A 17,425-nucleotide genomic window follows, 5' to 3' on the forward strand; every position below is an offset into this window, starting at 1 on the left:
TCCCTCACCGGATTCCCCCGACCAACACGCCACCCCAGGCAGCCCCAACCGCCGACCACCCCTACGATCGATCGGACGGACACCGACGGACACCGTCGAGAAGCGTTCCGAGGACCGTTCGAAGGGGTGGGCCGAGATGACCGCGGAAGCGTTCGCGATGCTGCGGGCGGCGGGAGCCGAGGGGATCGAGCACCCCGGCGGCACGCTGCTGGCGCATCTGCGGCGTGTCAGTGCCCTGCTCGCCTCGTGGGGCGCGCGCCCTGCGCTGGTGTCGGCCGGCCTCTGTCACGCCTTCTACGGGACCGACGGCTTCCCGGTCGCCCTCCTGGACCTCGGACGCCGGGCCGAGCTGGTCGAGGCGATCGGCACCGAGGCCGAGGCGCTGGTCCACTTCTACGCCTCCTGCGACCGCGCCGCCTCCTACGGCCAACTGACCGAGGAAGCCGGCCCGTTCGTCGACCGGTTCACCGGTGCCCGACTGCGGCCGAGCCTGGCGGTACGTCGCGACTTCGCCGAGCTCACCGCAGCCAACGAGTTGGACATCGCCGCCATCAGCCCCGAGCTCCGCGCCCGCCACGGCGCGGACCTGCTCGTCCTGTTCACCCGCTGGCGCCCGCTGCTGTCCGACCCGGCCTGGGCGCACTGCCGCAACGTGCTGGGCCGGCCAGGCCCCTGACAGCCCGCCGGGCCGGCCGTGGACCGGCCGGTGGCCATCGGGCACGCTCGTCCTCATGCCCCCGCCCCGGCACCTCACCCGCGCCGGCCTCCTCGACGAACTCGGCCGCTCCGGCGCCCGGCTCGCCGCCACCCGCGGTGCCCTCACCGACGAGGAGCTACGCGCCCGCTCCGCCCTTCTGGGTGGACCCGCGCACACGTCGTCACCCACGTCGCCCTCAGCGCCGACGCCTACCGCCGCCTGCTCGCCGTCGCCCGCACCGGTGCCGAGCCGACGCCGCGCTCCGACGCCGGCCTGGCGCGCGCCGTCGCGGCCGGCGCAGCCCGCCCGGCCGCCGAACTCACCGCCGACCTGCACGACTCCCTCGCCGGCCTGCTCGCGGACGCCCGGTCCATGCCGGCCGAGGCGTGGAACGCGACGGTGACGCCGCTGGCCGACCGGCCGCACCCGGCCTGGTTCACCCTCCACCGCTGCTGGCGGGAGCCGGAGACCCACCACACCGACCAGGCCCGCCGGCTACGCCCCGGCCGACTGGCCCGCCGCCTACGTGTCCTGGGCCCTGGACGACACCCTCACCGCCCTGGCCGCCCGCGACTTCCCGCTCAGCCGGGTCGAGGCCCCGACCTGGACCGCCGCTGGACGCTCACCCCGACCGGCCCCGCCGTCACCGCCCCCGCCCACCGCCTGCTCGCCTGGCTCAGCGGCCGAGCCGACGCCGGCTCGCCGATCACCACCGGCCCCGTCCCGGCCCCGCCCGCCTGGCCGCTGCCCCCGACCCGGCCCTGGTCCTGGACCTGACCACGCACCGGGCCACGCCGCCCACGGTCAGGCGTTCGACATGCCCCGGCGCACACACAAGCGACGCCAAGCGTCGCACACGCGAGCGATGCACACGCAAGGGACGCGCACCCGAGGGACGCGCACCCGAGGACCGACCCCGCCAAGGGCCCCGGCCCGTTACGGCCCGCGGTGCGCCACGCTGCCCGCCGACTGCGCCGGACCGCGGCCCGATCGCCCCGACGAACCCCACCGAGGCACCCACCCGGGGCCGCGCCGTCCGCGGCCCCGGTGCCCCTTGGCGGTCCGTCGGATCCTGACGGCCGGCTCTCCCGATGTCCGTGGCCGCCGCCGGTGGGCGGCTCCCGTCAGTAGATCAGGTAACCGGGCCGGCGGCCCTCGTCCTCGATCTCCCCGGTGGCCTGCGCCCGCAGCTTGTGGGCCAGTTCCTCCAGCGCGCGGGAGGCAGCGACCTCCTCGCCGATCCGGGCGAGCGGGCGGTCGTCGGCGCTCTTGACGGCCTCACCGTGCGCGCTGAGACCCGGCGCCCTCGCCCCGGTCAGTCTCGCCTCGCACCCCGTGTGGACGCCGTCCTCCTCGAAGCTCAGCTCCACGTCCCATTGGTTGTGCATGCCACACCTCCTGGCACCGGCCCCCGTCCTGCCTGGTCAGACCGGCACGGATGCAGAGCCCGTGGCGGCTGCTCACACCAGCGTGCGCCCGCTCCGCCCAAGGCGGCAAGCGCGGCCGCGTCCCGCGGGTCGGCGCCCCGCCCCGGCGGTAGGCTGGCGACAGCGCGCCGCGACCGCAGTCGGGCGATGGACCGCCGGTGCGGCGCCGGCAGCGACGTTCAGGTGGTCCCTCCGTGGTGGTCTTCCTCCTCGCACTCAGCGCCGCCTGCTGCCTGGGCCTCGGCTTCGTCCTCCAGCAGCACGCGGCACAGCGGGCGCCGCGTGCCGACCTGCTGCACTGGCGACTGCTGCTCGACCTGCTGCGGATGCCCGAGTGGCTGCTCGGCACCGGCTTCATGGTCAGCGGACTGATCCTCTCCGCGCTCGCCCTCAACCAGGGCGAGGTCTCGCTGGTCGAACCGCTGCTCGCCACCAACCTGCTGTTCGCCATGGCGCTGTCCCGGATGCTGACCCGCCAGAGCCTCGGCCGCTCCGGCTGGGCCGGGGTCCTGTTGCTCGGCCTCGGCGTGACCGCGTTCATCGTGGCCGGCCGCCCGACCGGCGGCGGTCCACCGGCCGGCGAGCTGCGGCACTGGCTGGTGGTCGGCACGGTGACCGGACTGACCCTGCTCCTGGTGTCACTCGCCCGCAAGCTGCCGCTGTTCGAGGAGGCCACCCTGCTGGCCCTGGCCGCCGGCCTGCTCTACGGCCTCCAGGACGCACTCACCCGGACCACCACCCAACGCCTCGACCACGACGGGCTGGACGCCGTGCTGCGCAGCTGGCAGCCGTACGCGGTGGTGGCGGCGGGCGTGGTCGGCCTGCTGCTGGTGCAGAGCGCCTTCGAGGCCGCACCGCTGCGGATGTCCCTGCCCGCGCTGACGGCGGCCCAGCCGGTCACCGGCATCGCGTGCGCGGTGGGCTTCCTCGGCGACCGCCTCCGGGTCACCCCCGGTGCGCTGGCCTGGGAGTCCGTCGGACTGATGGCCATCGTCATCGGCGTCATCGTGATCGGCCGCCACCCCGCCATGCCCGGTACCACCGGCGATCTCCTGGAGACCTTCGGCGAACTCCCGGAGGACGTGGACGTCGAGGAGGACGACGGGAAGGCCGTGGAGAAGCCGGCGCCCGCCGACGCCTCGAAGAACGTGACCGAGACCGTGACCGAGGCGGAGGGCCGCGACCGGCCGAACCGCGGCACCGACGACACCCCCGGCCCCGGCCCCGGCGGCCCCCGGTAGCCGGCCGGGCAGCGACGGACCTGCGGCGAACCGGCGGCGGACAGCGCGGATCGGATCGGCGGCGGCGGAATGTGCTGGAGCGCGCAGGCGGACCTGATCGCCGGCGGGGTGGTGTCGGGCATCGGCATGCTCTGCCTGGTCCGCACGGCTCGTGCCGGGCGGCCGGAACGCCTGCTGCTCGCCTCGCTCCCGCTCGTCCTGGGCGTGCACCAGCTGGTCGAGGCCGCCGTCTGGTCCGGCGTCGAGGGCGGGCTGCCCGCCGGACCGGCCGGCTGGGCGCGCACCGCCTGGGCGGTGATCGCGCTGCCGCTGCTCCCCGTCCTCGTCCCGGCCGGCGTCCTCCACGCGACCCGTGAGCCGGACCGCCGGCGGCACCTGCGCCCGTTCCTCCTCCTCGGCCTGCTGGTGGCCGCCCCGCTTGCCGTTGCCGTCGCCAGCGGCCCGGTGACCGCCACCGACCACGGCCACACCCTCGGGTACGCGATCGGCGTTCCCCACCCGGTCCTTCTCCTGACCGGCTACCTGCTCGCCACCATCGGCCCGCTCCTCCTCAGCCACGACCGCCTGCTCCGCCGGCTCGGCCTCCTCACCGGCGCCGGCGCCCTCGTCTGCGCCCTCCTGTGGCGGCTGGCCTTCGTCTCCACCTGGTGCGCCCTCGCCGCCGTCGCCAGCGTTCTCCTCCTCCACTGGACCGCTCACCCGCCACCACCCACCGACGTCGGCCGGCAGCGGCTCTGAGCGACCTCGGCCGGGCGCGGCCGGGCGCGGCGATGGCACGGCCGCGCCACGTCCACGTGCTCCGTGACCCGGGTGCCCGCCGCCACCGGACCGGGCGCTACACCGCCACGGTCGGTCGCGCGGGCTCGGCAGGTGCGGAGGTGAGTTCGGATCCGGGCGCGGGTCCGGACGCGGGTCCGGACGCGGGCACGGCGGCGGATTCGGGAGCGGGTTCGGGGGCCGGACCGTGGCCGCGGCGGCGGTCCATGTCGCGCCACTCGGGTCGCAGTCCGGCGAGCGCGGTGGTGGCGAAGTACAGGCCACCGCACACGAACAGCACGGGTATCAGTCCGGAGAGGGCGACGGCGGTGCCGGCGAGCAGGCCGCCGAGCGGGATGCCGGCCCAGGCCAGGGAGTCGCCGAGGGCGCCGACGCGGCCGAGCAGGTGCCGCGGGACGCGTTCGAACGTCATCGCCCCGAGGATCGGATTGAGGAAGCCGGAGCCGAAGCCCCCCACCGCGAAGACCGCGAGCACCACGCCCATCGGCACGTCCAGCGCCAGGACGAGGAACCTTGGGGCTCCGCACAGCAGGAAGCCGGCGAAGAAGACCGTCCGGCGCGGGAGCCGGTGGGCGACGGCCGCCGCGATCAGGCTGCCGCAGACGGCGGCGATGCCCCACGCGCTGCCGGTCAGGCCGATGGCGGCCGGGCCGCCGCCGGACTCCTGCGCCCACACCGGGACCAGGACCGTCATGAACCCGGCGTCGAGCAGGTTGGTCACGCCGATCATCACGATCACGGTGAGCATCAGCGGCTCGCTGCGCAGGAAGGCGAAGCCCTCGCGGAACATCTGCCAGTACCCGGGCTGGGCCTCCGCCCGGCCGCTCCCGCCCGCCGGCTCCGGCGCGGCCGCCGCCCGCCCCATGCCGCGGGGCAGCGCGAGCCCGATGACCACCGAGCCGAGCGCGAAGGCGACCGCGTTGACCGTCAGACCGGCCATCGGGCCGAGCAGGGCGATCAGCCCGCCACCGACCGCCGGGCCGACCGTGGAGGCCAGCCGCTCGGTGACCCCGGCCAGGCCGGTCGCGCGCTCCAGCGGTATGCGGGCCCGGTCGGCCGCGTCGGGGACCATCACCTCCTTGGCCAAGTCCCCCGGGCCGCGGACCGCGCCGACCAGCCCGACCAGGGCGAGCAGCAGCCAGAACGGCAGCAGGCCCAGGCCGTGCAGCAGCGGGATCAGGCCCGCGGCCACCGCGCTCGCCGCGTCCGTCGTCCAGGAGACGACCCGTGGGCCCAGCCGGTCGATGACCGGTCCGGCGAGGGCCTTGACCAGGACGTACGGCGTCATCTCGACGAAGGCGACGACACCGGTCATGGTGGCGCTGCCGGTGGTGGCGAGGACGAACCAGGGTAACGCGATGGCCGAGACCCGCGTCCCCGTCAGGGAGATCGCCATCGCTCCGAGCACGCCCGCCAGCGGCCGGATGCTGCGCGGAGCAGCGGCCCGCGGCGGCTGTACCGAGGTGGTGGTGGTCATGCCCGGTCCTCCGTCTCACCCGTCTCACCCGTCGCGGCCGCACCGGCCTGAGCGTCGTCGTCCGGTCCGCCCTCGGGGTCGGGCAGCACCTGCAGCACCACCGCGACCCGCTCCGCGCCGTCGGGTGCGGTGTCCCGTGCGTCGGACCGGCGGTAGCGACCGATCACCTCCGCCACCTCACCGGCGAGGCTGCGCGCCTCCTCCGGCGTCAGCAGCAGACCCCAGTCGCTGAAGTCGAAGGAGCGCCGCCACTCCTGCGGCATGGTCTCGAAGGCGTTCAGCGCGCGCTGGGTGGTCAGCGCGTTCGCGGCGACGATCGAGCGCAGGTAGGCGATCGCGGCCTCCGGCTCCTCGTCGGCCAAGTCCCGGTCGGCCCACCAGGTGGTCTGGTGCAGCGGCTTCCACCAGCGCTCGCGGGCGTTGCCCCGCTCGGGATCCTCCGCGACGAAGCCGGCCGCCGCCAGCTGGCGCAGGTGGTAGCTGGTCGCGCCCGAGGTCAGCCCCATCCGCTCGGCGAGCCTGGTCGCCGTGGAGGGGCCGTGGCGGCGCAGCAGCCCGACCAGCTGGACGCGCACCGGGTGGGCCAGGGCGCGCAGGCCCTTGGCGTCCAGGACGACGACGTCGGTCTGCGGCTCCGGGCCGTGCTGCCACTTCTGCGGTTCGGTCATGGCAGCAGCCTAGAACCGCAAAGACTCCTTCGCAAAGAGTTTTTGCAAAGAAGACTTTGCGGTCCCGGCGGACCGGGAGGGCAGGAAACGGGCCGACGGGAAGTGGACGGGCGGAAGGGCGGCGGGCCGGCCGCGCTCGGCTGCGGTCAGTCGCGGTCAGTCGCGGTCAGTCGCGGGCGACCGCCAGGATCAGGACCACGGTCAGACCGCCGCCCGGGGTCTGCTCGACCGCCAGCCGACCGCCCGCCGCACGGACCAGCCCGCGCCCCGCCGAGCCACCCGCCCCGACGGCACCCCCCGGCCCGGCCGGACCGACGGGACCGCCAGAACCGACGGGACCGACGGGACCGTCCGACCGCAGGCCGGCGAGCAACCAGGCACGCGCCTCGGGGAGTTCGCTGGCCCCGCGGTCCACCACCCTGAGCTCCACCCACGCCCGGTCCGCCGCCGCACCACCCGTGGCCGCGGCCGCCCCGCCCCCGCTCCGGTCCACCACCGCCTCGGCGCGGACCAGCACCCGGTCACCCAACGGGCTGCGCCGGATCGCGTGATCGACCAGCCCGGCCAGCGCGGACTCCAGCCGCCGCGCATCCGCGGCCACCACCGGCAGGCCGTCCGGCACCCGCACCGTGACCGACGCCGCCCGGCCGCCGCCCCGCAGCACCCGCTGCACCACCTCGCCCACCCGCACGTGCTGCGCCTGCGGGCCGCAGCCCGCCGGTCGGTCCGTCCAGCCCACCCGTTCGAGCTCGGGCCGGGAGAGCGCCCGCGGCGCGGCCATCACGCCCTGCGGCGGCCGCCCCGGGCCGTCCGCGGCACCGCCGTCCGCGCCACGGCCGAAGCCGCCGGATCCACCGGAGCCGCCACCGGCACCACCGGCCGGCCCGGGCCCGCCCGGGCCGCCGAACACGCCGAACAACCTGGCGCCCGAGGCGACGTAGCCCCAGAGCTTCCCGCGTGCCATCGCCCTGCCCCTCGTACGTCACGGGCCAGCGCCGCGACGACGCGCGGCAGGCCGGACAGGGCCCGCGTTCCCGGCCCCTCCGCCTAGCCTGCGCCCCCGCCACCCGGGTGACAATCCGGCGCGTGAACACAAGGCGGACCCCGCACCCCGCCGGTCGGCGGGTACGCGCCCCGGCCGACCGGCGGGGCCGTACCCGCCACCGGCACGCGCCCCTCGGCCCCACCGCTCCCCCGGGTCACCGCCCCGGACCCCGGCTCGCGGCCCCCGCCCCGGTCGGCCCACCCACCAGGTCCGCCCGCCCGGCCCGATCAGCCGGCCGAACCTAGACTGACCCCATGACCCGGCTCAACGACCAGGTCCAGGAGCTGCTCCAGGAGTACGCCGACCTGATCTCGATCACCGGCGGCGACGCCTTCCGGGCCCGCGCCTACGAGAAGGCCGCCCGCGCCGTCGGCGGTTACCCGGAGGACGTGGCCGGCCTGGACCTCAAGGGCCTGCAGCAGATCCCCGGCGTCGGGAAGTCCACCGCCGAGAAGGTCGCCCAGTACCTCGCCACCGGCCGGATGGAGGCCCTGGAGACACTGCGCGCCAAGATCCCGGCCGGGGTGCGGGAGATGATGGCCGTCCCCAGCGTGGGCCCCAAACGCGCCCTGGCGCTCTACCGCGACCTCGACATCGCCTCCGTCGACCAGCTCGCCGAGGCGATCCGCGCGGACCGGCTGAGCGAGGTGGCCGGGTTCGGCGAGCGCAGCGGCGAGAAGATCCTGCACGGCATCGAGCTGATGCGGCAGTCCGGCGGGCGGACCCTGCTCGACGCGGCCACCGACCAGGCCGAGCAGATCGTCGCGGCGATCACGGCCGTGCCGGGCTGCACCCGCTGCACGTACGCGGGTTCGCTGCGCCGGATGCGCGAGACCGTCGGCGACATCGACGTGCTCGCCACCGCCGAGGACTCCGAGCCGCTGATGACCGCGCTCACCGAACTCCCCTCCGTGGCCGAGGTGATCGCGCGGGGCCCGACCAAGACCTCGGTGCGCACGACGAAGGGCCTCCAGGTGGACCTGCGGGTGGTACCCGAGGAGGACTGGGGCGCGGCGCTGGTGTACTTCACCGGCTCCAAGGCGCACAACATCAAGCTGCGCACCATGGCCGTCCGGGCCGGCCTGAAGCTCTCCGAGTACGGGCTGTTCGAGGCCGTCGGCGACGCGAAGGGCAAGCAGAGCGCGAAGGGCGAGGCGCAGGGCAAGCCGGCCGGGAAGGGCGGGCCGAAGACGAAGGACGCGACCGGCGACGGGGCGGGGTCCGGGGAGCGCGAGGGCCGGAAGGTCGTCTCGGCCACCGAGGAGGAGGTCTACGCGGCGCTCGGACTGCCGTGGATCGCGCCGCCACTGCGCGAGGACCGGGGCGAGGTCGAGGCCGCGCTGCGCGACGAACTGCCGGAGCTGGTCACCGAGGCGGACCTGCGCGGCGACCTGCACACCCACACCGACCTCACCGACGGGCTGGCCACCCTGGAGGAGATGATCGACACGGCGGCCGCCCGCGGCTACGCGTACTTCGCGGTGACCGACCACGCGCCCGACCTGGTCATGCAGCGGATGACCGACGAGAAGATGCTCGCGCAGCGTGAGCAGCTGCGTGAACTCGCCGGCCGGCACAAGCGGATGCGGCTGCTGCACGGCACCGAGCTGAACATCGGCCCGGACGGCGGGGTGGACTGGCCCGCCGAGTTCCTGGCCGGCTTCGACGTCTGCGTGGCCTCCGTGCACTCGCACTTCGGCGCCGACCGGGCCACCCAGACCCGCCGGCTGATCCGCGCCTGCGAGAACCCGCACGTGCACGTCATCGGCCACCTCACCACCCGGCGGATCGGCCGGCGCGGGCCGATCGACGTCGACCTGGACGCCGTCTTCCAGGCGGCCGCCCGGACCGGCACCGCGATCGAGATCAACAGCTCTCCGCAGCGGCTCGACCTGCGCGACGAGGACGCCCTGCGGGCGAAGCGGTTCGGCGTGAAGTTCTCGATCGACAGCGACGCCCACGCCACCGGCCACCTTGCCTACCCGCGGTACGGGATCGGCACCGCCCAACGGGCCTGGCTGACCACCGAGGACGTGATCAACACCTGGCCGTGGCAGCGGCTGAAGCGGTTCCTGCGCAAGGACGCGCTGCGGTAGCGGCGAACGACGGCGGACGGCGACGGACAGCCACCAGCAGCCACGGACAGCCACGGACAGCGGCAGGCAGCGGCAGGCAGCGACGAACGAACCCGGACCAATGGCCAGATTCGCCCGATTTCGCAGCGGAAAACCCTGGTGCGACGGCCCGCGGAGGAGCACCATGGAAGTGGACCTGCGAGGCAGCTGAGGGAGTTCGACCGCAGGAGGCAGTGGCGACAGATCGAGACGGATCAGGGTCTGCCGCTGGTACCTCGGTCGACGATCGAACTGTCAGGCCGGAGGACACGACGTCCGGAGGCCACCCCCGCCTCGCAGGTTCCGTCATGTGCTCCACCGTGTGTCTTGAGGGCACTCGTCCCCGGCACTACGCGATCGGCACCGCGTACCCCATCTCCCAGGCGTGCACGGCGATGCTGACCCGGTTCTGCACCCCGAGCTTGCGCTGGATGCTGGCGACGTGCGTCTTCACCGTGCCCGGTGAGATGAACAGTTCGGCGGCGATGTCGGCGTTGGTCCGGCCCGCCGCCACCTGGCCGGCGACCTCCACCTCCCGCTCGGTGAGCGGCACCACCGGCCCGCGACGGTGCTCCGACCGCCGCGGCGCCGTCACGTGCTTCAGCAACCGGACCGTGACGGACGGGCTGATCAGGCTCTCGCCGCTCGCCGCCGCCCGGACCGCCTCGACCAGCAGCGCCGGGCCGGAACGCTTCAGCAGGAAGCCCGACGCCCCGTGCTGCAGAGCCGGATAGACGTACTCGTCGAGGTCGAAGGTGGTCAGCACCACCACCCGCACCGGCGTGGCGGCCCCCGGCCCGGCCAGCCGCCGGGTCAGTTCCAGGCCGTCCATCCGTGGCATCCGGATGTCCACCAGCGCGACGTCCGGGCGCAGCCGCCCGGCGAGGTCGAGCGCGGCGGCGCCGTCGGCCGCCTCACCGACCACGGTGATGTCGGGCTGCGCCTCCAGGATCCGCCGCACGCTCCGGCGGACCGCCTCCTGATCGTCCGCGATCAGCGTCCGGATGATCCCCGGAGCGGTCTCCCCGGCCTCCCCGACCCTGCCTCCCACCTCGGCGTCCACCTCGTCGCCCAGCGCACCGCCCTCCACAGCACCGGGCACCGCAGCGGACGCCGGGCGGGGGTCCGGACGGAGGTCCGGACGGGGAACCGGGGAGGGACTCGTCACGGGGAGCAGTCTCGCACGCCCCGGCCCGCGCGCCCCCTGCCACCCGGCGCCACCCGGCGGCCCCGAGCCTTGACTAGCACCGTTCCTGACGCGCCGGCAGGAAGCAGCCGAGGCGCCATCCCGACGGCCGGTGCGGCCCCGCGTCCAGCGTTCCGCCGTGGGCCGCCACCCGCTCGGCCAGCCCGGCCAGTCCGGTGCCGCCACTGCCCGGGCGGCGGAGCCGCAGCCTCCTCGCGCCACGCCCCCTCGCGCCACGCCCGCCGTCGTCCGTCACCGACACCTCGACCGCCCGGCCGTCCGGCCCGGCCACGACCGCCACCCGGACCACCACCTCGGTCGCCCCGGGCGCGTGCCGCCGCACATTGGTCAGCCCCTCCAGGACCACCGCGTACACGGCGTCCCCGGCCTCGCGCGACAGCAGTCCGGCCGCCTCCGGCGCCAGCTCGACGGTGGCCCGAACCGCGCCGCTCCCCGCGAAGCGGCCGACCAACTCCGGCAGGTCGCCGGGCCCGTGGAGCCTGGTGGCACCCACGGCCGCACCCCGCGCGGCCTCCTCGTCGGCCTGGGGATCGCGCAGCGCTCCCACCATCGCGTCCATCGAGTCCAGTGCCCGCAGGCCGGCTTCCTCCAGTCGGCGCAGCAGCGCGGCCGTCTCCGCCGCGTCCTGACCGGGCAGTTGGCCGGCCTGCGCCTCCAGCACGATGCCGGTGATCTCGTGGGCGACGAAGTCGTGCAATCCGCGGGCGACTTCGAGCCGCTGCGCGCGGCGGGCGCCGGCCACCGCCCGTTCCCGGCGGGCGTCCAGGGCGCGGAGGTAGAGGCCGGCGCCGGCCACGCCGAGTGCCGTGAGGAGGGAGAGCAGCAGAGCGATCAGCGAACCGGCCGCGCCGCCCCCGGGCACCCGGAGGGTGAACCGGAGCGGCACCAGCAGTGCGGCCAGGCCGACCGCCGCCCCGACCGGTCCCGCCCACCGGCCGGGCACCCGCCGGACCGACCGGCCGAGCAGCGCCACCAGCGCGAGCCACTCGAAGAACAGCCAGAACCCGGCGAGCCGGTAGGGACCCTGGTAGCCGGCGTCCAGCAGCAGCGAGACGGCCGCGACGCTGCCGGCCGCCCCCGCGAGCGTCACCCGGCGGGACGGCCACGGCAGGACGGCCGCCACCGAGGCGAGCGCCGCCGCCGAGGCCAGGAGCAGCGCGGCCGCCCGCTCGCCCGGGTGCGCCAGCACCACCGGCGCCAGCACGCCGAGCGCCGCGACGACGGACAGCGGCCGTCGGAGCCGGACGGCGACGGACGCCGGGGTTGCGGTACGCATGCGGCCGAGCCTACGGGTGGGCAGATGCGTCGCCGCGCGCGGTCCGGCCCGGCTCTCCCGGGGGTGGCCGGAACCTCCCCGGGGTGGAGCGGATTCCCAGCACGGCACGAGGTCTGACGGCACGTCATCTCGCAGATTGGCTTCGTCAGCTTCGTCAGCCCCAGCGCACCACCCGTCCGGAAGGACCGACCACCATGCGTCGAACCGCGACCGGCCGCACCCGAACCGGCACCGGCAGCCGGCACCGCCCCGACACCGCCTGGACCCGCACCGCCACCGCGACCGCCCTTCGCCCGCTCACCGCCGTCACGCCCTGGGCACCGCCGCTCCGGCCGACACCGGCTCGGCCGACTCCGCCCGCGCCGGCGCCCCGGCAGCCGACTCCAAACCTGGCGGCGCCCCGGCCACCCGGCCCCGGGCAGCGGCGGCGGCACCCTCGCGCGCGCCTTCACCGGGATGGAGGGTGACCGGGTCCACCTCGACGTCGACGTGCGCACCGAGGCCAACGACTCCCCCTCGCACCCCCGGGGCCAGTTCCACATGACCACCACCGCCCGGACGAACGGCCGGTGGCCGATCTCGAAGGCGACCTCACCCGCGTGACCGTCGGCGGCCGGGACGCGATCACCACCGGCGTGGTCGCCAGCGCCGAGAGGCCGTGGTCCCCCGGGATCGAGTCCGTGGGCGCCGAGGCGCCGCTCACGGGTGCACGACGACGGCCGTGCCGACCGCCCGGGCTGACTCCTGGGCGCGTTCGGCGTCCCGGTGGCGGACTGCCGGGGCACGGTACCGTTGCCCGGGACCGACCACGGCAACCTCACCGTACGGGGCTGACCGCCCGACCCGCCCCGCCCGGAGGACCACCCGATGCCCGACCGCCGCCCGGCCGCCACCGCGGCGCCCCGCCACCGGCCCCGGGTGGCGGTCCCCCGGTGACCGCCACCGCGCCCGACTACCGCCGACTCGCCGCCGTCGGCCCGTACTTCGCACTGGACGCCGCCGCCACGGCCACGGACGGGCCCCCGCCCGGCTTCCGGCCACTGCGCGAGCTCTACGCGGCCGGGCCGGACGCGCCGCTCACCGCTCGGGTGCGGGAGGTGGCGCGGCGGCTCGGCACCGCCGAACCGCGGGTGGCGGCCTCGATCCTGCACCTCGGACTGGCCGCCCGGTTCTGCTCGGTGAGCCTCGGCGCGGCCGTCCTGCTGGACGTCGTCCCCGACCTCGACCCGGACCGGGCGTACGTGCGGGTACCGGACCAGGGCCCGATCGACCTCTGGGCACCGTACCGGCGCACCCCGGAGCCGTGGACGCACGGGTCCGCACTCGCCGACCGGCTCCACCACGCCCTGGTCGAGGGCCAGTTGGCGCCGCTCGCCGCCGCCGTCCGGGCCGCGGTGCCGCTGTCGGAGCGGCTGCTCGACGGCAACGCCGCCTCCGCGCTGGCGGGCGCCCTGCGGATGCTCGGCCCCCACGCGGCCCCCGGCCGGGCCCGTGCCCTCGCGGCGGACCTGCTCGAACGGCCGCCCCTGGCCGGCACGGGAACGCTGCGCGGCGCGGGCTTCCGGCGGAACAGCTGCTGCCTGTACTACCGGGTGGGCCCGAACGCCGGCGTCTGCGGCGACTGCTGCTTCGCCCGGCCGCCGCGCCGCCGCTGACCTCGCCGGCGGCCCAGCCGGCTGCGCCGCGCGAGCGCGGTCGCGGTCAGACCGCGACCGCCTCCTCCATCTCCTCCTCCGCCTCCGCCGCGAGGTCCGCCCGCGCCGCCGACCGCCGCTCCGCCGACCGTCCGCGCCGCTCGTGGAGCGCGGCGGCCGCCATCACCAGGGCGCCGAGCAGCAGCCACAGCGCCAGGGTCAGCAGGTGCCCGCCGAAGCCCGCGCCGCCGTCGAAGTAGAGCAGGCTTCGCGTGCCCTCCAGGAAGCCGGCGCCGGTCCAGAAGGAGTGCAGACCGCCGAAGAATCCGTTCTGCAGGTCGGGCCGGTAGACGCCGCCGGAGGTGGTGAAGTTCAGCATCACGAACAGCACCATCATCACCAGCGTCGTCCACCGCCTGAAGAAGGTGTGCAGGCCGATGCCGATCGCGACCACACCGGCCGAGTAGAGCCAGCCGAGCGCCCAGACGGCCGCCAGGTCGTGGTCGACGACGTGGAACACGGGCCCGGCGGTGACGATCCCGATCACGCTGACCAGCAACGAGGCGGCCAGGCCGACCAGCGCCCGGACCCGCATGCCCAGCGCCGCGCCCGCCGCGCCGATCACCGCGACGCTGCCGTAGGAGCCGATGCTGAGCGCGACCAGCAGGAAGAACAGGCCCTGCCCGGTCGGGTCACCCTCGGCCGGGGTGGCGAGGTCGGTGACGCGCAGCGGCACGCCCTGCCGGTCGGTGACGTTCCGGAACACCGCCTCGGCCGCCATCGCCGAGGTGTCCGAGCCGGCCTTGGCGATCAGCAGCTCGGGGTGCTGGGCGTCCGGCAGGAACGCGCCGACCAGGTCGCGGTCGCGCAGTTGCCGCTCGGCGGCCTCCCGGCCGGGCAGCGTGCTGACGTCGAGCGCCGGGCCCGCCTTGGCCCGGACGGCGTCCGCGAGGCCCTGCGCCTGCGGGGTGGTGCCGACGACGGCGACCTTCAGGTGGTTCGGCTCGGGCTGGTGGAACGCGCCCTGGTAGGCGAGGGCCATCCCGAGGCACATCAGCAGCGGGGTGAGCAGGTGGACGGCCAGGTGCTTGAGCGAGTGCCCCAGGGTGGGCGCCGCGGCGGTGGTCTGGGGAGTGCTCATGGTGTTCGTTCCGTCCTCCGGTGGCGTTCTCGATGACAGGCCGCACGACGCGCCCGCACACGAGCGGGGGATCGCGCGATCACGCGGCAAATCGGATGGTAAATGCAACCATCTGGATGCAGTGTACAACCATTGCGAAAGCGTCCGGAAGCCCGCCCCCGCCCACCGCCCCGCTCAACCGCGGCCCAGACCCTCCTCAGCCGGGGCCCAGACCCTCCTCAACGGGGGCCCAGACCCTCCTCAGCCGCGGCCCGGCCGCAGCTCGGCCGTACGTCAGCCCAGCTCGAACACTCCGTACGAGAAGCCCTCCGCCCGCAGCTCCCCGCCGCTCACCCGCACCCCGTGCACGTCCAGCGGCCGCGCCGTGACCGGCCCGAGCGCCACCGCGCCCGGCTCCCGGCGCGGATTGACGGCCACCAGGTACCGGCCCGCCCGGACGTACACCAGCGGGTACCCGGCGTGCCGGACGTCCACCGACCCGCCGGCCCCCAGCCCCGGGTGGGCCCGGCGCAGCGCGATCAGCCGGCGGACGGTGTGCAGCAGCGAGGTCGGGTCAGCCCGCTGGGTGGCGACGTCGGGGCGGTGCGGGTCCGGGTCCACGGGCAGGTAGAGCCGCTCGGCCGGCGCGGTGGAGAAGCCCGCGTTCGGCCCGGGCTCCCACTGCATCGGGGTGCGCGAGCCGGCCCGGTTGTAGTGCGGGCCGAGCACGCTGCCCTCGACGTCGGGCAGGCCCGGCAGGTAGCGCATGCCGATCTCGTCGCCGTAGTAGACGGCCGGCAGGGTGGGCCAGGTGAACAGCAGCGCGAAGGCGGGGGCGAGCTGGGCGGCGGTGCGCGGGCCGGTGGCGAGCCGGGAGAAGTCGTGGTTGGCGGTGGGCAGGGCGATGTACCCGGCACCCTCGGTGAGTTCGGCGGCGGAACGCCAGGCGTCCAGGAAGACCTGCGGGGTGCCGCGGCCCTCGGCGTCGAAGTAGCACGGGCCCTGCTGCCAGAACTCCTCCACCGTCCCGGCGTTGTTGTTCCAGAGCGAGCGCAGCGGCAGGCCCCGGTCGGCGCCGCCGAACTGGAGGAAGAAGTCGGCGTGGAAGCCGGCCGCGACGGCGGTGGCCGGGTCGCCCCACTCGGCGAACAGGGCGGCCTGCGGGTGGGTGCGGTCGAGCCAGTCGCGCAGTTCGGTCCAGAGCTTGGCGGTCTCGGTGAACCCGGGGTCGTCCTTGACCAGTGAGGAGGCCATGTCGACGCGGAAGCCGGCCACGCCCAGGCCGAGCCAGTGCGCCATGATCCCGCGCAGCGCGGCGCGGTTGGCGCGCGGCCCGTCGGCGTCGACCGGCTGGCGCCAGGGCTGGTCGGAACGGCTGCGCGCGTAGCCGAAGTTGAGCGCGGGCTGACAGTCGAAGAAGTTCGGCCGGTACCAGCCGGGGCGACTGCCGGGCGAGGCGACGAAGCCGTCCACCGGTCGGTCGGACCAGATGTACCGGTGGTCGGAGGGGTCCTCGGCGGCGGCCAGGAACCACCGGTGGCGGTCGGAGGTGTGGCCGGCGACCAGATCGAGCAGCAGCCGGATGCCCCGGCGGCGGGCCGCCTCGACCAGCGCCGCCAGGTCCTCGGCGGTGCCGTACCGCGGGGCGGGCGCGAGGTAGTCGCTGACGTCGTACCCGGCGTCGCGGAACGGGGACTGGAAGCAGGGGGTGAGCCAGACCGTGTCGACGCCGAGCCAGGCGAGGTGGTCGAGGCGCTCGGCGATGCCCGCGAAGTCGCCGATGCCGTCGCCGTCGGAGTCGGCGAAGGTCTGCGGGTAGATCTGGTAGAGGACGGCGTCGGCCAGCCAGTCGGGGCCGGGGCGGGTCGAGGTCATGGGGTGGATCCTCCTACCGAGTGCCGAGTGCCGGGCGCTGAGTGCTGGTTGCTGAGTGCTGGTGGCTGGGTGCCGTGGACGGGGGCCGGGTCTACCGATTCTCGTCCAATCCCGGCCGGCCCGACAGCCCGCGTCGGTGGCTCCCGCCCGCGCCTCCGCGCCTCCCCCGCCGGCGGGCCTCAGTTGCTCCCTTCCCCGCCTCCCGCCGCCCCGCAGGCCTCGGTGAACGCCTTCGCCCGGCGGGTGATCTCGGCCCAGTCGCCGGCCGCGACCGCCTCCGGCGGCACCACGTCCGTCCCGGCGCAGACCGCGAGCGCGCCCTGCGCCAGGAACTCCGCGGCGTTGCCCGTGTTGACGCCGCCGGAGGCGACCAGCGGGATGTCCGGATGCGGACCGCGCAGGTCCCTGAAATAGCCGGGGCCGAACGCCCGGGCCGGGAAGATCTTGACGGCGGCGGCGCCGAGTTCGGCCGCCTGGAGCACCTCGGTCGGGGTGAGCGCGCCGAGCAGCACCGGCACCCCGGCGGCGTGCGCGGCCCGGGCCACCTCGGGCCGGAGCCCGGGGGTCACCACGAACCAGGCGCCGGCCGCGATCGCCCCCTCGGCCTGCTCCGCGGTCAGCACCGTCCCGACCCCGACCCGCCAGCCCTCGCGGGCGGCCCGGCGCAGATGGATCGTCACATCGGGTGTGGTGAAGGTGAATTCGGTCAACCGGATGCCGCCCTCGGCGAGCGCCCCGCAGAGCGCGGCGGCGTCCGGGATCCGGGGAGCGCGGACCACGGCGATGACCGGCGAGGCGGCCATCACGGCGCGGGCCCGGGCGAGAACGGCGGGTGTGGGACTCATGCGCACCCCTCGATGAATCGCT

General features: G+C 75.7%; 15 protein-coding genes and 1 pseudogene. 7 read left to right on the forward strand and 9 right to left on the reverse strand.

All coding sequences use genetic code 11. The features are described from left to right. Nucleotides 1-136: 136 nt before the first annotated feature. Both ACFVHB_RS17525 and ACFVHB_RS17530 read left to right on the forward strand, forming a co-directional pair. Nucleotides 137-676, forward strand: coding sequence for a DUF6817 domain-containing protein (locus ACFVHB_RS17525; protein WP_380322192.1), 540 nt, complete (start codon nt 137-139; stop codon nt 674-676). A 30-nt stretch (nt 677-706) separates the two neighbouring features. Then, nucleotides 707-1,474, forward strand: a complete 768-nt coding sequence (locus tag ACFVHB_RS17530) for a maleylpyruvate isomerase family mycothiol-dependent enzyme (RefSeq protein WP_380322194.1) — start codon at nt 707-709, stop codon at nt 1,472-1,474. A 347-nt stretch (nt 1,475-1,821) separates the two neighbouring features. On the opposite strand, the gene ACFVHB_RS17535 is transcribed toward ACFVHB_RS17530, so the two are convergent. Beyond that, nucleotides 1,822-2,085: a dsRBD fold-containing protein gene (locus tag ACFVHB_RS17535; RefSeq protein ID WP_360192205.1), complete on the reverse strand. Its 264-nt coding sequence runs from the start codon at nt 2,083-2,085 to the stop codon at nt 1,822-1,824. Nucleotides 2,086-2,318: 233 nt separating this feature from the next. Between ACFVHB_RS17535 and ACFVHB_RS17540 the strand changes: the two are divergent. Both ACFVHB_RS17540 and ACFVHB_RS17545 read left to right on the forward strand, forming a co-directional pair. Further along, nucleotides 2,319-3,158 (forward strand): annotated as a pseudogene (locus tag ACFVHB_RS17540) (DMT family transporter); the annotation flags it as partial. A gap of 276 nt (nt 3,159-3,434) precedes the next feature. Next, a complete protein-coding gene (locus tag ACFVHB_RS17545) occupies nt 3,435-4,103 on the forward strand; it encodes a DUF6629 family protein (protein WP_380322197.1) in 669 nt (222 codons plus the stop codon). Between the two features lie 97 nt (nt 4,104-4,200). Here ACFVHB_RS17545 and ACFVHB_RS17550 read toward each other — a convergent pair whose 3' ends face one another. From ACFVHB_RS17550 to ACFVHB_RS17560, 3 genes are all read right to left on the reverse strand, one after another. Further along, complete coding sequence (locus tag ACFVHB_RS17550) at nt 4,201-5,619, reverse strand: MFS transporter (protein WP_380322200.1); 1,419 nt, start codon at nt 5,617-5,619, stop codon at nt 4,201-4,203. Then, nucleotides 5,616-6,287: an ArsR/SmtB family transcription factor gene (locus ACFVHB_RS17555; protein WP_380322203.1), complete on the reverse strand. Its 672-nt coding sequence runs from the start codon at nt 6,285-6,287 to the stop codon at nt 5,616-5,618. The genes ACFVHB_RS17550 and ACFVHB_RS17555 overlap by 4 nt, the downstream gene beginning before the upstream one ends. Before the next feature lie 166 nt (nt 6,288-6,453). Further along, complete coding sequence (locus tag ACFVHB_RS17560; protein ID WP_380322206.1) at nt 6,454-7,251, reverse strand: hypothetical protein; 798 nt, start codon at nt 7,249-7,251, stop codon at nt 6,454-6,456. 335 nt (nt 7,252-7,586) lie between these two features. Between ACFVHB_RS17560 and ACFVHB_RS17565 the strand changes: the two genes are divergently transcribed. Then, nucleotides 7,587-9,428 carry a helix-hairpin-helix domain-containing protein gene (locus tag ACFVHB_RS17565; protein ID WP_380322209.1) on the forward strand — a complete coding sequence of 614 codons (1,842 nt, stop codon included), beginning with the start codon at nt 7,587-7,589 and terminating at the stop codon, nt 9,426-9,428. 367 nt (nt 9,429-9,795) lie between these two features. Here the strand turns inward: ACFVHB_RS17565 and ACFVHB_RS17570 are convergent, their stop codons facing one another. Then, a complete protein-coding gene (locus tag ACFVHB_RS17570) occupies nt 9,796-10,455 on the reverse strand; it encodes a response regulator (protein WP_380322338.1) in 660 nt (219 codons plus the stop codon). Nucleotides 10,456-10,687: 232 nt separating this feature from the next. Then, the gene (locus ACFVHB_RS17575) at nt 10,688-11,929 is read right to left on the reverse strand and encodes a sensor histidine kinase (RefSeq protein WP_380322212.1); all 1,242 of its coding nucleotides are present in this window, start codon (nt 11,927-11,929) and stop codon (nt 10,688-10,690) included. Between the two features lie 456 nt (nt 11,930-12,385). On the opposite strand from ACFVHB_RS17575, the gene ACFVHB_RS17580 reads away from it, so the two are divergent. Both ACFVHB_RS17580 and ACFVHB_RS17585 read left to right on the forward strand, forming a co-directional pair. After that, nucleotides 12,386-12,532 (forward strand): hypothetical protein, encoded by a 147-nt coding sequence (locus tag ACFVHB_RS17580; protein WP_380322215.1) that lies wholly within the window; start codon nt 12,386-12,388, stop codon nt 12,530-12,532. 329 nt (nt 12,533-12,861) lie between these two features. Next, the gene (locus ACFVHB_RS17585) at nt 12,862-13,584 is read left to right on the forward strand and encodes a (2Fe-2S)-binding protein (protein WP_380322218.1); all 723 of its coding nucleotides are present in this window, start codon (nt 12,862-12,864) and stop codon (nt 13,582-13,584) included. A gap of 46 nt (nt 13,585-13,630) precedes the next feature. Here the strand turns inward: ACFVHB_RS17585 and ACFVHB_RS17590 are convergent, their stop codons facing one another. The 3 genes from ACFVHB_RS17590 to ACFVHB_RS17600 form a co-directional block, all read right to left on the reverse strand. After that, a complete protein-coding gene (locus tag ACFVHB_RS17590) occupies nt 13,631-14,704 on the reverse strand; it encodes a hypothetical protein (RefSeq protein WP_380322221.1) in 1,074 nt (357 codons plus the stop codon). Nucleotides 14,705-14,977: 273 nt separating this feature from the next. Then, nucleotides 14,978-16,558: an alpha-amylase family glycosyl hydrolase gene (locus tag ACFVHB_RS17595; protein WP_380322224.1), complete on the reverse strand. Its 1,581-nt coding sequence runs from the start codon at nt 16,556-16,558 to the stop codon at nt 14,978-14,980. 179 nt (nt 16,559-16,737) lie between these two features. Further along, nucleotides 16,738-17,403, reverse strand: coding sequence for a bifunctional 4-hydroxy-2-oxoglutarate aldolase/2-dehydro-3-deoxy-phosphogluconate aldolase (locus tag ACFVHB_RS17600; RefSeq protein ID WP_380322227.1), 666 nt, complete (start codon nt 17,401-17,403; stop codon nt 16,738-16,740). Nucleotides 17,404-17,425 lie beyond the last annotated feature (22 nt).

Origin of the sequence: Kitasatospora sp. NPDC127111, from assembly GCF_042677465.1 — a bacterium.
Lineage (GTDB): Bacteria > Actinomycetota > Actinomycetes > Streptomycetales > Streptomycetaceae > Kitasatospora.